At 54.9% G+C, this 13,498-nt stretch carries 14 protein-coding genes; 8 read left to right on the top strand and 6 right to left on the bottom strand.

Translation table 11 applies throughout. From position 1 onward, the window contains the following. Positions 1-88 precede the first annotated feature (88 nt). From RDL77_RS02765 to RDL77_RS02745, 5 genes are all read left to right on the top strand, one after another. Positions 89-925, top strand: coding sequence for a helix-turn-helix domain-containing protein (locus RDL77_RS02765; RefSeq protein WP_288191717.1), 837 nt, complete (start codon positions 89-91; stop codon positions 923-925). Positions 926-1,000: 75 nt separating this feature from the next. Then, a complete protein-coding gene (locus RDL77_RS02760) occupies positions 1,001-1,144 on the top strand; it encodes a hypothetical protein (protein WP_223611938.1) in 144 nt (47 codons plus the stop codon). Next, positions 1,141-1,998 carry an alpha/beta fold hydrolase gene (locus RDL77_RS02755; RefSeq protein ID WP_288191716.1) on the top strand — a complete coding sequence of 286 codons (858 nt, stop codon included), beginning with the start codon at positions 1,141-1,143 and terminating at the stop codon, positions 1,996-1,998. Before RDL77_RS02760 ends, RDL77_RS02755 begins: the two co-directional genes overlap by 4 nt. Positions 1,999-2,079: 81 nt before the next feature. Next, the gene (locus RDL77_RS02750; protein WP_288191715.1) at positions 2,080-2,319 is read left to right on the top strand and encodes a DUF1127 domain-containing protein; all 240 of its coding nucleotides are present in this window, start codon (positions 2,080-2,082) and stop codon (positions 2,317-2,319) included. A gap of 39 nt (positions 2,320-2,358) precedes the next feature. Continuing rightward, entirely contained in the window at positions 2,359-3,012 is a 654-nt protein-coding gene (locus RDL77_RS02745; protein WP_288191714.1) for a glutathione S-transferase family protein, read from the top strand. 13 nt (positions 3,013-3,025) lie between these two features. Here the strand turns inward: RDL77_RS02745 and RDL77_RS02740 are convergent, their stop codons facing one another. Further along, positions 3,026-3,583, bottom strand: coding sequence for a DUF308 domain-containing protein (locus RDL77_RS02740; RefSeq protein ID WP_288191713.1), 558 nt, complete (start codon positions 3,581-3,583; stop codon positions 3,026-3,028). A gap of 139 nt (positions 3,584-3,722) precedes the next feature. On the opposite strand from RDL77_RS02740, the gene RDL77_RS02735 reads away from it, so the two are divergent. Further along, positions 3,723-4,301 carry a TetR/AcrR family transcriptional regulator gene (locus tag RDL77_RS02735; RefSeq protein ID WP_288191712.1) on the top strand — a complete coding sequence of 193 codons (579 nt, stop codon included), beginning with the start codon at positions 3,723-3,725 and terminating at the stop codon, positions 4,299-4,301. 110 nt (positions 4,302-4,411) lie between these two features. Here the strand turns inward: RDL77_RS02735 and RDL77_RS02730 are convergent, their stop codons facing one another. Beyond that, positions 4,412-4,642 (bottom strand): helix-turn-helix domain-containing protein, encoded by a 231-nt coding sequence (locus RDL77_RS02730; RefSeq protein ID WP_288191711.1) that lies wholly within the window; start codon positions 4,640-4,642, stop codon positions 4,412-4,414. Positions 4,643-4,758: 116 nt separating this feature from the next. Between RDL77_RS02730 and RDL77_RS02725 the strand changes: the two genes are divergently transcribed. After that, positions 4,759-5,055 (top strand): hypothetical protein, encoded by a 297-nt coding sequence (locus RDL77_RS02725; RefSeq protein ID WP_374042645.1) that lies wholly within the window; start codon positions 4,759-4,761, stop codon positions 5,053-5,055. A 901-nt stretch (positions 5,056-5,956) separates the two neighbouring features. On the opposite strand, the gene RDL77_RS02720 is transcribed toward RDL77_RS02725, so the two are convergent. After that, the gene (locus tag RDL77_RS02720; RefSeq protein WP_288191710.1) at positions 5,957-7,234 is read right to left on the bottom strand and encodes a DUF5677 domain-containing protein; all 1,278 of its coding nucleotides are present in this window, start codon (positions 7,232-7,234) and stop codon (positions 5,957-5,959) included. Between the two features lie 222 nt (positions 7,235-7,456). On the opposite strand from RDL77_RS02720, the gene RDL77_RS02715 reads away from it, so the two are divergent. Next, positions 7,457-8,425 (top strand): DUF4917 family protein, encoded by a 969-nt coding sequence (locus RDL77_RS02715; protein WP_288191709.1) that lies wholly within the window; start codon positions 7,457-7,459, stop codon positions 8,423-8,425. 418 nt (positions 8,426-8,843) lie between these two features. On the opposite strand, the gene RDL77_RS02710 is transcribed toward RDL77_RS02715, so the two are convergent. From RDL77_RS02710 to RDL77_RS02700, 3 genes are all read right to left on the bottom strand, one after another. Beyond that, on the bottom strand, positions 8,844-10,541 hold the full coding sequence (locus RDL77_RS02710) for a hypothetical protein (RefSeq protein ID WP_288191708.1): 1,698 nt from the start codon (positions 10,539-10,541) through the stop codon (positions 8,844-8,846). A gap of 645 nt (positions 10,542-11,186) precedes the next feature. Next, complete coding sequence (locus RDL77_RS02705; RefSeq protein WP_288191707.1) at positions 11,187-12,197, bottom strand: virulence RhuM family protein; 1,011 nt, start codon at positions 12,195-12,197, stop codon at positions 11,187-11,189. 26 nt (positions 12,198-12,223) lie between these two features. After that, a complete protein-coding gene (locus RDL77_RS02700) occupies positions 12,224-13,456 on the bottom strand; it encodes a restriction endonuclease (RefSeq protein ID WP_288191706.1) in 1,233 nt (410 codons plus the stop codon). Positions 13,457-13,498 lie beyond the last annotated feature (42 nt).

The following is a 13,498-nucleotide window of genomic DNA, read 5'->3' as shown; positions in this document are numbered from 1 at the left end:
CATCAGGATGTCAGGAGCCCTGATGTAGGCTGAAACAGCACCGCGGGAAATTGGACTTTCGATGAACGAGCCTTGCAATACGGCCGGAATGCCTGAATTTGAAGTTAGCGATCTTCTCGATACGGATGTCGTGTCGCTGAAGAATGTCCGCTGCCACGGCCATTGCCGGCATCGCAGCGCCGAGGAATGCACATCCGCCACCCACCTCGTTTTCCCCTATCGCGGGGTCTATGTCAGGCATGTCGGCAGCGGGCAGGCGGTGGCCGATGCCAACCACGTGCTGTTCTTCAATGCGGGCGAGGGCTATCAGGTCAGCCACCCCGTCCGCGGCGGTGACTCGAGCCTGTCCATGGCGCTGCCCGAAACGGTTTTGCAGGAGCTGGCGCCGCCGTCCCTGCTGAAAAAGGGCGGTATGTTCGGGTTTCGCGGCCAGCACCAGCGCATCGACCCGCGGGCGCAAGCGCTGGTGGCACTCCTCCGGCACCATCTGGAAAACGCCAGCATCGAGCCGCTGGAAGCCGAAAGCCTGTTGCTGACGCTGGTGTGCCGCAGTCTTGGTCCGCGCACCTCACACGTGCCACGCGCCAGCTTTGCCCGCAGCCGTCTGGCCGACAGGGTCAAGCTGCTGCTGGCGGGCGATCTCTCCCGCCGCTGGACCCTGGCTGACATTGCCCGGGAGATCGGCGGCTCACCCGTCTATCTCACCCAGGTGTTCCAGCAGGTCGAAGGCATGCCGCTCTACCGCTATCACCTGCGCCTGCGCCTTGCCCGCGCCCTCGATCTGCTGCCGCGCTCGGATGATCTGACGGCGCTGGCGCTCGATCTCGGCTTTTCCAGCCACAGCCATTTCACCGCGGCGTTCAAACAGGCCTATGGCCGTTCGCCCAGCGCCTTTGTCCAGTCGGCGCACCCCGGAAACAGCTAAAGATCTCGATAGCAGCGAAACGCTCGCGATGGTCTCCTGCACCTGCCCGATAGGCGGGGAAAAGGAGGTGAGATCATGAGCCAGAAAACCTGTGCCGTCTGCGATGACGCGCTGGATGCGACCATCATCGAAGTCAAGATCGGCGACCAGACCGTGGAAGTCTGCTGCGAGGAATGCGCCGGCAAGCTGCGGGAAGCCGCCCCGAGGAAGCCGTCATGACCGTGCAGCAGTTTCAGGCTGCCCGCAAGCACGTGGATACGCCGTCCGGGCGTATCCATTATGCCGAGGCGGGTACGGGCCCTGTTGCGCTTTTCGTCCATGGCATTCTCGTCAACAGCCATCTCTGGCGGCATCAGCTGGCGGGCCTGTCGGATATCCGCCGCTGCATTGCCATCGACACGCTCGCCCACGGTGCGACGGAGGCGTCCGCGACGCAGGACCTGTCCACCGCCGCGCAGGCGGCAATGCTGGCGGAGTTTCTCGATGCGCTTGGCATCGATGCGGTCGATCTCGTCGGCAATGACGGCGGCGGCGCGGTGTGCCAGATCTTTGCCGTCAACCATCCAGGCCGTGTCCGCAGCCTTACCCTGACGGACTGCGACACCCATGACAACTGGCCGCCGCAGGCGTTCCAGGGCTTCGTCGACCTGTGCGCGTCAGGCGGCCTGCGCGATACGCTGGCGGCGATGCTGGACAACAAGGACATCTTCCGTTCGCCCGGCGCGCTCGGCCCCTGCTACGAGGACACGGCAAGCGTCAGCGACGCGACGATCGACATCTATCTCAAGCCCTATTTCTCCGCGCCGGATCGCATCCGCGGGCTCGAGCGTTTCGTTGCCGCCTTTGACAACAGCCAGACCGTCGCCATCGAGCCGAAACTGCGCATGCTGGATGTGCCGACCCTGATCGTCTGGGCGACCGATGACGTCTATTTCGACCGGAAGTGGGCCCATTGGCTGGCCGGGCGCATACCCGGCACGCGCCGCGTCGTCGAGTTCGAGGGCGCCCGGCTGTTCTTCCCCGAGGAGCGGCCGGAAGCATTCAACCGTGAATTGCGCGCGCATTGGTCCTGACCGGCGCTCGCGGTTTGCGTGGCAACGGGATCTCCCCCTTTCCGGGGGGGAGACAACGGCCGCACCAACCGGGAAACCAGAATGATGGAGGCTGAAATGGCCGATTTGATTTCACATGTCATCACCGGGATGAAGCGCCTGTCCAGCCCTCTTGCGCGGCGCTGGCGCAAGGCCCGTACGCACCGGCATATCAACGAGCTTCCCGACCATATTCTTGACGATATCGGCTGGCCGGAGGCTTATATGGATCGGCGGGTCAAGGATGACGCTCCCCCAAGGGCGAAGATTATCTCAAGCAAGCAGTGTCGGAATCCCGCATAGCCAATCGTCTTCAGGACGCAGAAGCGATGGAGAACCGCCATGACGATAACCATTACCGCCTTTGAACGCTCACCCGACAAGGGCCAGGGCCTGGCGCGCGACATGCGCGTGCGCTGGGCGCTGGAAGAAGTCGGCCAGCCCTACACTACCAGACTTGTTTCATTCAGGGCGATGAAGGAGCCCGCGCATCTGGCGCTGCAGCCGTTCGGACAGATTCCGACCTATGAGGAAGACGGGCTCGCTTTGTTCGAATCCGGGGCCATCGTCTTGCATATCGCAGGGCGCAATCCCGGCCTCCTGCCGGATAATGCCAATGCGCGGGCGCGTGCCATCGCATGGATGTTTGCCGCTGTCGCCACGGTGGAACCGCCGATCCTCGAGCGTCAGGTCGCCCTGTTTGCGGAGGGGGACAGGAGCTGGCGCGCAGAGCGCATGCCTCTCGTCGACAACCGCATCCGGGACCGGCTCGGCGAAGTTTCCACCCGGCTTGATGATGCCGAGTGGCTCGACGGCGCGTTCAGCGCCGGGGACCTGATGATGGTGCACGTGCTCATCCGGCTGCGGGCGTCGGGGATACTGGCGGAATATCCGAGCCTTGCCGCCTATGTCGCGCGCGGCGAAGCGCGCCCCGCCTACCAGCGCGCCTTCGCTGCCCAACGGGCGGTGTTCACCGCCGCGCCGGATCGCGATTAGGGCGCGATAACGCCTAGGCAACTGCCTTGCGGTAGGCCGTGACGGCAAGCCAGATTGCGGAAAGCAGGAAGTAGAATGCGCCGAATGCCGCATAGGGAGCAATGTCCAGTATTGTCGGCGCAACAGTGCCGATGGATCGGCTGATCATGAAACCGCCGGCAAGGGCGGATTGCGCGCCGCTCAGGATCATCGGCCATTGCGCGCCGCAATGACGCCAGCGTTTTATTCCCGTGTTCAGCTGCAGCAGACCTGAAAAGATCGCCCAGACGCCAAACACCGCCAGCACGGCATACATGCTGCTGCTCGACGCTGCGATGACGGCAATCGTCGTTATCGTGCTGACCGCGACATTCAATGCTTGGGACGGGTTGGCTTTCAGGCCGCCATTGACACGGGCATCAACCAGATTGGCGAGGGCGTCCCATGCCGGGTAGATGACGAGCAGAACCACGGCGAGAGCGGGTTGCGCACTGAAGAGAATGGCGGCGGCAACCCATGCGACGGAGAAGATGGCGCGCGCAAAATAATAGGTTCGCAGCCAGCTGGACGGGGTTGAAGATTGGCTTTGCATTGGCAGATTCCTTGTTGTTGTCTACCTACCAGTAGGAAGGCTGCGCCTGTGAGTCAACCCGGTGCTCGAACACCTCATTGTGAAAAGCGGGAGCGATGCACAATCTTGACATCCAGCCTACCAGAAGGTAGGCAGCGCTATGAAATCAATGGCTTCGACTTCAGAAAAGATTCTTGATATCGCGCAGTCTCTCATCGTCGCGGGAGGCTATAACGGGTTCAGCTATGCCGATATCTCGGCTGCGATCGGCATCCGGAAGGCGAGCATCCACCATCACTTTCCGACGAAGGCGGAACTGGTCGCGGTGCTGGTGGACCGTTACAGGCAGCAGGCCGAAACCGGTTTGCAAGCGCTCCGCGCGCAGGTCGCAAGCCCTGCCGAACAGTTGCAGTTCTACCTGAATTACTGGGACACATGCATTCGCGATGCCTCGCAGCCCTTCTGCGTCTGCGCGATGCTGGCTGGCGAGATGCCGATGCTGCCCGATGAGGTCGCATCACGCGTCCGCGCGCATTTCCAAAGTCTCGCGGCATGGCTTGCGTCGGTGCTGAGCGCCGGAGCGCAGCAGGACCTGTTCCGGTTGAACGGGCGGCCCGAGGAGGAGGCCCAGATGCTGATGGCCTCGGTTCACGGGGCCATGCTCTCCGCGCGGGCTTTTGGTGACCCCGGATTGTTCATTGCCATCATCAGCACGCAGGTCGCCAAGCTGACGAAATAACCAGCGCAGATGGCCTCCGAGGCGGCTTGCTTGGCCGCCAATGCCAGCATTGGCGCTGCCTTGTGTGCTGGCAGGTGGCTATGCGGGGGCGAGAGTTATGTCCTGCAAGGCTAGAATTCTGTTGTTTTTGATTGATTGGTAAGCAGCGCCGCCGCCGTGGTTCCAAGAACTTCCGCGATCTTGGCGACAATCGTAATGGTTGGATTTCGCGTTTCCCGCTCAATGCCCGAGATATAGGTGCGGTCAATATTTGCTTGAGCCGCGAGCTCTTCCTGAGAAAGATGCAGCTGCTGTCTGCCAAGCCTGACATTGCGCGCCAGAATTCCGCGAACGTTTTCCATTCTGCGGATTGATCATGCTGTAGACAATAGTCCAACGGATTATAGTCCACAAAAGTGCTTCCACTTTTAGTTTGTTGACGATAATCTACATATCGTCATGTGTCCGAGGATGGCAAATGTTGGATATGGTTTTCCAAGGTATAGCTCTGTTTCTGCTGATCTTCTGCGGCAGTCAGGTTGTGATTTTCATTGGCCTCATCCTATGGGTCGTTTGGATAGACGCTATTAAGCCGAGAATGATCCCGAAAGCTGAGATCGACAGCATGGCAGGTGACATTATTGCCAGCTACGCCGACCCGGAACATGAGGCTTTCGCCCGACATGAGCGCGTGTGGTATCGCAGCGATGGTGCGGAGCAGACTTACTGGTGGCGTGTGCGGAAAGTAGTTAGGAAGCGTCTGGCGCAGTCTTGAAGTCGCCATTCGAAAAACGAGCCATATCCCCAGGTCGAATTACCGGCGCGCGCAACTATATCAATGGGGAACTGGTGCCGCTTCCCGGAATCGAACCGAGGACCCCATCATTACGAATTATATTCCGCAACCGTTTCAGACGGTTGGATCGCGTGGCACAGAGCGGTGTGGAATAGGATAACATATTGATATAGCATGGGTTTTCATCGCGGGCCTATAGCACGCCGTATCACCCTGATGCTTGCCTTGGCACACTGCAACCCTACTAACGCCCTACCAGCTCGACAAGACACGCCACCTGAGTGGCCAACGGCCCACGCGGACCTCCCCCCATCAACGGGTTTCACCAGACGGGCCGGGGGATGGAGCCTGTGGCTTGAGGGATGTCGCCGGCAGTGGCATTCGTCGATGCAGTACTTCGTAGCGGGACGTTCGTTTAAGTAAGCATCCATCACGCATCCACAAGAAACTTGACCCCCTTCTGGTAAAGTTCGCCAGTACTCGCGAGTTTCGATTATTGTAATTCGGAGAAACGTGTGGCGAATGGAGAATACTATGGAATTTCCACTGGGTGATACGGTTCAGTTGAACCAAATCATGCACTCTTGTGACCCCTTATGTGGCACGCTCGTGCGTGGGGCAGTGCGAGCGACGATATCTTCGTCGGGATCCAATCTTGGAACGAGAAAGGAACCCTTAAAGTTCGATTAGCTCACTTAGGGACGATTCCGGATTATGATTGGGGAACAGTCGCCGTGAAAGCTCACCTTGCCTGATGCAGCGGCATAAGTAATATCTCACTGGGAAGTACATAATTGCGCCGTAGGCTCAAAACTATTCTAAAGAGGGGTAAAATCAGGCATGAATGAGGAAATATGTAATTCAATCCTCGTGTTAGTATCTATTTACTCATTGAATTGCGCTTCACCTGTTGCTCGGCCGCCAGCTTCTGTCTCGCCCGCTCTTGTCGCACAAGGCGGCGTTCCGCGCGCCTTAGCGCGAGTCCAGCAGCGTCTCTTATATGAATCAGGCAGTTGAGTTCAGCTATCCGATCGAAATTGGATGAGATGCCAATACACAGGCTGGTAATAAGCAGCAAGGTTTGGGCCATACGGTCGCCTGGCTCGGCAAGACCAGCATTGCTTTTGCCAGCCAGAATGACATCCTGAATGCCGATTGAACTCAAATTGAAGAATAGGCTGCGTGCTCCCGCATGAACATTGAATGATGCCAGTTTGTAGTAACTGTTCATACCACTACTGCCAGCCGCAACCTGAACTTCTTTGAACGTTGGCTTTTTATGATTCAGATGTTTGGCTGCCCATCCATAGGGGTGGGTAAACGCTGGACCAAAGCGGTCCATGACTGTTTGGTATCGGCGCTCGATGGCTGCCCGCTGCCGCTTTTTTATCGGGGTGTTGCCAAGCAGTAGTTGGGTTGCATCGTATTCGTCGGCTTGACGCTTTACCTCGACGGCGTCGTGAAGGATATAGCGTTCGGCAAGGTCCTCATCGCCGTTTGTGATCATGGCAGCAACCACGGAAAGTTCATGCAACGTACGCCACCGTGCCATGGCGCCATCAGCAAAACCGTTCTCCATCAGGCAAATAATTTCATCTGAAACTTGACAGGCCCGTGCATGCAGCCGCACAGATACCCAACGGCGAAAAGTGTACTTGTTGGACTTAGACTTATTGTAACGCGTCAGCGCTTCCTGACCAGCTTCGCGGCAACATGTGAGCAGCATGCGCAGGTAACCAAGACCCTCACCCCAACGTTCTTGCATCCGATCCCGAAATCCCTCAGCATCACTGTGTTGGGCGATACCTTCGATTGTCCAACGCTCGCACAGCGCCCGAAACATTAGTTTGGCAGCTTGAGCTGTGGCGTTTTGTACGGCTTCTGGGACGATCTCCAGTGCTTTGGTAATGGCTGCATCTAACTCTCGGCCATCCTCCTCAGTAAAGACTAGTCTTAGTTCTTTTAGTTCACCCTCTGTCCCGTCTTGCCAGAAGAAAACACTGCGTTGTCCCGAAAGGAGATGATCTGTAAAGGCATCGACGGCCTCAAGCGGCATCTCGGTGCCAGTCTCTGTTAGCTTACGAATAACAAATTTGCGCAAAAGGGTCTTCGGCAATTTAGCAAAGGACTGAAGTATCGTTCTTTTGAGAGCGGTCATGTATTGTTTCCAAAGAAATGAGATAAACTTACCACATATTTTTCATTTGCGTGCCATGCGGTCAATAAAGGGTAGGATGGCGTCCGAAACTATTAATCATGAATATTATTTGACTAAAAACTATTGCATAACACTACTGGTATTAAATGAATAATCTGTCGCCACTGTTAATTCATGGATTTGTATATATGTAACCATTAAAAGTATGGAAGTTAAAATCTCATGCCAGTTGTTAACACGTTCCAGGAGGCTATTGATGCAACCAGTAACAAGGACAGGTCATTATTGATTGGAAACGGTTTTTCAAGTCAATACTTTACCTACCGGACGCTCCTTGAGAAAACAGACTTGGATGAGGATGAACCATTGCGGCGGCTCTTCGACTCGTTCGGCACGGTTGACTTCGAGGCCGTGATTAGGGCGCTTGAAGAAGCAGCACAGGTTGAAGATGCTTACGAAAATGAGGCTCAAGCCAACCAATTTCGCTCCGATGCCGACAGGCTGCGGGAACAACTTGTCGGCGCTATCCGCACGATTCATCCTGCACATCGCGAGGATATAGAGCCTCACTTCGAAAGCAGTCGCGCGTTTCTAAAAAACTTCGCAACATACTTCACGCTGAATTACGATCTATTGCTTTATTGGATTCAACTCGACACGAAGGGTTATACGGACGGATTCGGGCTTGGCATCGAAGCCGGTGGTTTCAGAGGACCATTTAAGCCGGGGGCTTACTGCAATACTTACAATCTTCATGGTGGATTACATTTATTTCTCGATGAGATCGGCGATGTTCAAAAAAGGCTCATGGGGCATACCGGCATTATCGACGCTATTGCGCAATCAATTACGCAGCAGAAGCGCTTGCCACTGTATGTTGCAGAAGGTACTTGGCAGGCGAAATTAAAAAAAATAAACTCGATAGCATATCTCAGACATTGCTTAGACAAGCTAAGAGCCAGCGGTGGAAATGTGTTCATCTGCGGTCACTCTGCAGCTGAAAATGACAGCCACATTTACACGTCACTTTTCAGCTCAAATATCGAGCACCTCTATTTCGGCGTTTATAAACCAAGCGAAGACCGCCTCAAAGGGATTGATTCTGAGCTAGCAAAGTATCAAAAACTGGGCGCTAAAGGAATCCCTTATAGTTTTTACGACGCAGAGAGCGCAAACGTTTGGGGAGCATAGCAACGCAGTCCTGCTGCTGGTTAGAAGGACAGAGATGGAGTTCATAATAAGCGGGTAGACACCGGCCTATCCTCACCCAACCAAACCGCAGTTTAGACTGGCGTAAACAAACGACGATCCTGAAGAGAACGGTGGCTTCGCCCGGCATCTAATGAACAGGGGCCGTGGGCCCCTGTTCATTTGTGTTCTGACTACGCTGCTAGGGGAAGGGCAAGCATACATGGCGCGTTGGTGCTGGCAAGAAGAAGCGGTGTGCCGCCTATGCCGCGAGGCGCAAGACGGCTGCTAGACCAAAACCTGTCATATGAGGGCCCATGGTGGTCTGCCTCGTGACGAAAAGCGGGTGGCAAGGGGCAAGCCCCTTCGTTGAGAACCAACGAAGATGGGCTGAAGGCGCTTATGCGTGCGGGGCAGAGCCCTAGGCTTCGGCAGCTTCATCAGCACCTTTTGCCTCCGCTTCTCTGGCATCGAGCCGCTGGATGAGGCCAAGCCGCATTGCCCGACGATTGTTGATAGGGCTTTCTTCCGCAATCTGCCGCAGGGCCAAACCCGCCTTATCCATAAGGGCGTGGAGGCGTGGATCCAGCCCACTTGTGCGGAGGTACTGGCGCAGGCCGGAGATGATGTCGGAGAGTTGCGACCCTTCATATGCCTTCAAGATACGGACGTACTCACTCACCGGCAATTTGGCAGCAACGTCGTACAGTTCTTCCTCGTAGCCACGCTTACTAAGCGCCATAAGCACCTCGTCAGGATTGAGTTTAGGCGCCTGTTCCGCCTCGGCCGCTGCAATTTTTTCTTTTACTGGTGGTGACAGTTCATCACCGAACCGTTCAAGGCGGTCGACGTCGAAGGCATCAGGTTTGGCTTTGTTGACCTCGATGTAGTGGTCTACCAGTTGATCAGAGCGATCGTCTCCCAATTCGCGGAATAGCCGCTCGAAGACATACAAATCGCTGAGCGTCATAAAATCGATGTTGCGTATGTAGCATTCGAAGAACTTATCGAGAATGCCTTGCGCCGGTTTCGTAAAAGAATAATGGACGTCATCCCAGATGGCCCGCACCTCCTGTTCGACCTTGTCCCTCTCGTCGGCACGATGCAGCTCGGCGGCATGCTTGTCGATTGCAGCGCTGTCGAAATAGCCGTTCTCAATCCCCTTCAGCAGCACCAAATCGAAGTCACTGGTGTTGGTGTACCGGTATTTGAGCAGGAGGTCGCGCCATTTAACATCAAGCGGCTCATCACCCTGCTTCGGGGAATAAGTGTGCACTCGCTTCAAATATTCGAGCGGCGGCGCCATTTTGGGCTGGAAATAGCTCCATCCAAACAGCGTGATGACACCAGCAGCGTTGGTGGTGACTAGCTCGGAATATTTGGCGAGGAGAGGCGCTACATCCTTCACCAGTTCGAGGATTTTGCGAATGACACGGACATTGCTGATATTGAGTGCAATTGCGTTGTCGCGCACCATGACCGAAAGCTGGTCCATCTCCGGCACGGCGATGCCGGCGATTTCTGTGCCTGTAGGCTCGAAGCGTAAGTAGATATCGACCACCTTCTCAAGATAGGATGTGAAATCGGGCTTGTCCTCCAGCTCCTCGTCATTGAGCAGCAACACCACCTTACAATTGCGGTCGTCTCGCAGCTGGGAGATGTAGCCAAGCACGTCCACGCTCCGCAGGTCGTCACCTTTCCGCTCAAGGTCATCAATGAGGATAAGCTGATCACGGGCGAATAGCGCGGCAACTTCGATTGCAGCCGTGAGCGCGTCATCGTGGACGAAGCTGGCCTTGTTGATTGCCCATTTCCCCCACGTCTTCACGCTCACCATGATGCTCTCGACGTTTTCCGCGTCGAACGGCTTTCCAATTTGTTTGATATCGATTGTAGATTGGAAAATTTCCCGCTTCAGTTCCTTGATAGAATTGAGGCCGAACAGGGATGCTTTGGCATATTTCTTCGCCTTGACCTTATCGGCGGCCACAGCCTTCTTCAGCACATCTTCCCACGTCCATGTCTTGCCGGTTCCCCATGCGCCACGAATGCATAGGACTTGCGGCTTTGGGTATTCTATAAAGCGTTCGATGGCGAGGCGGACATTAGTGACGGACATAGGCGGGCTCCGAGTGCTGGGACGCTCATGTTCTACCATGGGTGTTGCCAAGTGCGAGGGGCTGCGTCATCGTTATCTCGTGAAGAGTTAGAAGACGAAGCAGAACAACAAGGGTGCTGGTGAGCGTCCAACTACTTTATAAACCATGCTGGCCCCGGCCATACCTGGGCGCAAGAAGGCTGTTTACGAGGTGGGTGGTGGCCACGCTGTCTACTTTCCAAGCCACAAGCTGTTGCCGCTCTCATCGAACAGGCAGCCTCAGCCACATAATCTTGATCTGGTTCAAAAGGATTCTTCTAAACGGGTGATTGGATGTGTCGTGAATAGTCTTTTCTGAACCCGGCAAGGCGACCGGTGGATTCAGCTCCGATTTCTGCTGGAGGTATTATCGCTGAGGCTAGCGTGACGTGGATAAATTCTGCGAAAATTACTGAGGTTACGGTTTTCTAGAAGACAGGTCGCGCCAATCTCGACGGCAGAGGTCAACGTACGGACCTCCCCATCAACGGGTTTCAGCGGATGGGCTGGGGGAGTGAGCCTGCGGATGGAGGGATGGTGCAGATTTCTGAATGTTCCTAAAATGGCTTTGTTTATGGCTCATCAGAATTGCGCTCGCGAAGGGAGGTGCTGACGCCAGCATCATCCTCAAGGCTGATCTTTCTCACTCTTCTTCAAGTCATCTGCGATTCGCTTCAATTCATCCAGCTCATCAACCTGGGCATCCGCCAATCGCTCAGCTTTTTTTCTGTTCTCATCAAAGCTCTCGTAACGTTCCTCAACGATCTGTGCGGCTTGTTTGTGGGAAACAGAGCCTGCGTTTTTTAGAACATTTAGCTCATTGGATAGCAGAAAATTATCGAGCACACCTTCCCATTCTGCCAATTGCATGCTCTGCCGACGTCTCGCCCGTAAATCGGCAGTATCGAGGAACATTGTAACAATGAGGTTGAGCTCGGAAATTTCCGGCTGAGCGAGATAGTTCTTAGCAGTGGTGACATCGCTTTTGCGCACCCGGGACCCCTTCCAGGAAGTAAGGCCCATATTCTGAGTAGTAGGGTCTGCACGCACAATAATGAGTTCGGCGGCAGTATGACCAGTCACGGCATGCAACATCTTGTTCTGGATGGTGGCATAGAAGCTATTCACAACCTTCGATCCAGAATCATAATCTTCGCTGAGTGCCAGAATATCACGGACTTTCTGATACAACCGCGCTTCGGATGCCCGAATATCCCGGATGCGCTCAAGCAGCTCGTCGAAATAGTCATAGGTTGGCTGTTTCAGGCGGGCATCGTCCATCACGAAGCCCTTGATAAGATATTCGCTTAATGCCGTCGTTGCCCAACGGCGAAACTGCACTCCACGAGGTGAGCGCACGCGGTATCCAATGGCCAAGATCATTTTGAGATTATAGTGGTCGACCTGATAGATTTTGCCGTCAGCGGCAGTTGTTGCAATATTTGCAACAACTGAATCCTCAACCAATTCGCGATCTTCAAAAACATTGGCGATATGCCGGGAAATGACGGATTTGTCCCGCTCGAACAGGTCGGCAATCCGATTCAACGAAAGCCATACTGTGCCGCCCCGCGCGAGCAATTCGATCCGGTCGCGACCGTCTTCGGTGGTGTAGAGAATTAAATTCCCATCAGACATCGGCAGCAAGCTCTTTCAGATAGGTATCATTCGTTATCATCGGTGATCGGCGCGGACTCTTCGACCTCTTCACGAGTGAATTTCTCCGCAAAGAATGCTTCGTCAATTTCGTAAATTTCGACCGGCCTACGCTTTACACCTACTTCATGTTTAATGCAGAGGTCCAGAAGTCGTTTGCCGTCGATCAACGTGATGGGAGCGGCGCCGATAAAGAGCGCACCTTCTTGGGCGCCCTTTGCAAAGCTGCCAAGGCTGATGATCGTACCTCGGATGGCTTTGAAATAGGGAAGTGCTCCACGAAGCTCATCAACCTTGGGACGGGTTATGGTGTTTTCTGTTCGCTTCACTTGAACGACTTCGGTAATTTCGGTGATGCCGAACTGCACGCGGGCAATTACGTCGACGCCCTTATCGCCGCTGACTTTTGTAACGCGCACGTCCTCATAGTCCATGGCATCTAGGAGTTCTTTAACAAAGTGCTCAAATTGGGCCGGTTCAAGCTGCATTAACCGTGCTCGAAACGCAGCCAATTGCTCTTCGTTGTGAGCATGGGCGGCTTCTGCGACCGTAGTGCGTTTTGAGGAGGGCGTTGCTGTTTTACCTGCCTCTGGTCCTGACACGAATCCCTTGAGCCATTGCAAGCCTGCATCAGTGATTGCGTAGTAATTGCCTTCACGAGTGATTAATCCGCGTTCCGCGATGCTGACCAAACGCCGCCGCAATGTATCGGCAAAAGTTTTTGGTGTCGTGAACAGTGAAACGGCCTTCAGGTAATCCGACCAAGCAGGCAATATATCACCACGTTTACACGGCGATCGTTCTGCAACGAGCGAGAGCAGTTTTGGGATGCCTTCTATAGCGTCTAGTTCGCGGAGAATGGTTTCGTCGTTCGCAAGGAACTGCTGGCCTCGTTCGCCAATCCGGTAAACCCCTGCATTCTGTTCCAGTAGTTTCAGCCGATTTATGAACAGATAGCAGCCAGTGAGATAACGAGGGTTCAACGCCTCGCCGCTGTCCTCCCATATCTTCTTTGCAAGCGTTTGAAGTTCACCAGATAAACGTTGGGCTATCCACGTATTGGGATCGGACCAATCTGCCGGATTCTGAGGTGTTCCCATTTGACTCGCAATTGCACTGATCATGTCACGGACCCGTTGAACGGGTTCGCCATTGAGCAGACGAATAGCGTGGGCGACATCGGAATAAAGTGGATAAAGTGGGGCTTGAACGATAGTGGCAGGTTTCTCGAGTTCAGTCATATAGCATTGTACCCCTTGAAAATTTGCCACACGTCAATAACG

The organism is uncultured Phyllobacterium sp., assembly GCF_902479695.1.
In the GTDB taxonomy this organism is placed as follows: Bacteria; Pseudomonadota; Alphaproteobacteria; order Rhizobiales; family Rhizobiaceae; genus Phyllobacterium; species Phyllobacterium calauticae.
The sequence above is the reverse complement of the archived record's forward strand: the minus strand, read 5'-3'. Positions and strand labels throughout refer to the sequence as shown.

What these genes read in the sequence shown, in the direction of transcription:
- RDL77_RS02765 (WP_288191717.1), top strand. Translation starts at nt 89, where the DNA reads ATGCCTGAATTTGAAGTTAGCGATCTTCTCGATACGGATGTCGTGTCG.
- RDL77_RS02760 (WP_223611938.1), top strand. Translation starts at nt 1,001, where the DNA reads ATGAGCCAGAAAACCTGTGCCGTCTGCGATGACGCGCTGGATGCGACC.
- RDL77_RS02755 (WP_288191716.1), top strand. Translation starts at nt 1,141, where the DNA reads ATGACCGTGCAGCAGTTTCAGGCTGCCCGCAAGCACGTGGATACGCCG.
- RDL77_RS02750 (WP_288191715.1), top strand. Translation starts at nt 2,080, where the DNA reads ATGATGGAGGCTGAAATGGCCGATTTGATTTCACATGTCATCACCGGG.
- RDL77_RS02745 (WP_288191714.1), top strand. Translation starts at nt 2,359, where the DNA reads ATGACGATAACCATTACCGCCTTTGAACGCTCACCCGACAAGGGCCAG.
- RDL77_RS02740 (WP_288191713.1), bottom strand. Translation starts at nt 3,583, where the DNA reads ATGCAAAGCCAATCTTCAACCCCGTCCAGCTGGCTGCGAACCTATTAT.
- RDL77_RS02735 (WP_288191712.1), top strand. Translation starts at nt 3,723, where the DNA reads ATGAAATCAATGGCTTCGACTTCAGAAAAGATTCTTGATATCGCGCAG.
- RDL77_RS02730 (WP_288191711.1), bottom strand. Translation starts at nt 4,642, where the DNA reads ATGGAAAACGTTCGCGGAATTCTGGCGCGCAATGTCAGGCTTGGCAGA.
- RDL77_RS02725 (WP_374042645.1), top strand. Translation starts at nt 4,759, where the DNA reads ATGTTGGATATGGTTTTCCAAGGTATAGCTCTGTTTCTGCTGATCTTC.
- RDL77_RS02720 (WP_288191710.1), bottom strand. Translation starts at nt 7,234, where the DNA reads ATGACCGCTCTCAAAAGAACGATACTTCAGTCCTTTGCTAAATTGCCG.
- RDL77_RS02715 (WP_288191709.1), top strand. Translation starts at nt 7,457, where the DNA reads ATGCCAGTTGTTAACACGTTCCAGGAGGCTATTGATGCAACCAGTAAC.
- RDL77_RS02710 (WP_288191708.1), bottom strand. Translation starts at nt 10,541, where the DNA reads ATGTCCGTCACTAATGTCCGCCTCGCCATCGAACGCTTTATAGAATAC.
- RDL77_RS02705 (WP_288191707.1), bottom strand. Translation starts at nt 12,197, where the DNA reads ATGTCTGATGGGAATTTAATTCTCTACACCACCGAAGACGGTCGCGAC.
- RDL77_RS02700 (WP_288191706.1), bottom strand. Translation starts at nt 13,456, where the DNA reads ATGACTGAACTCGAGAAACCTGCCACTATCGTTCAAGCCCCACTTTAT.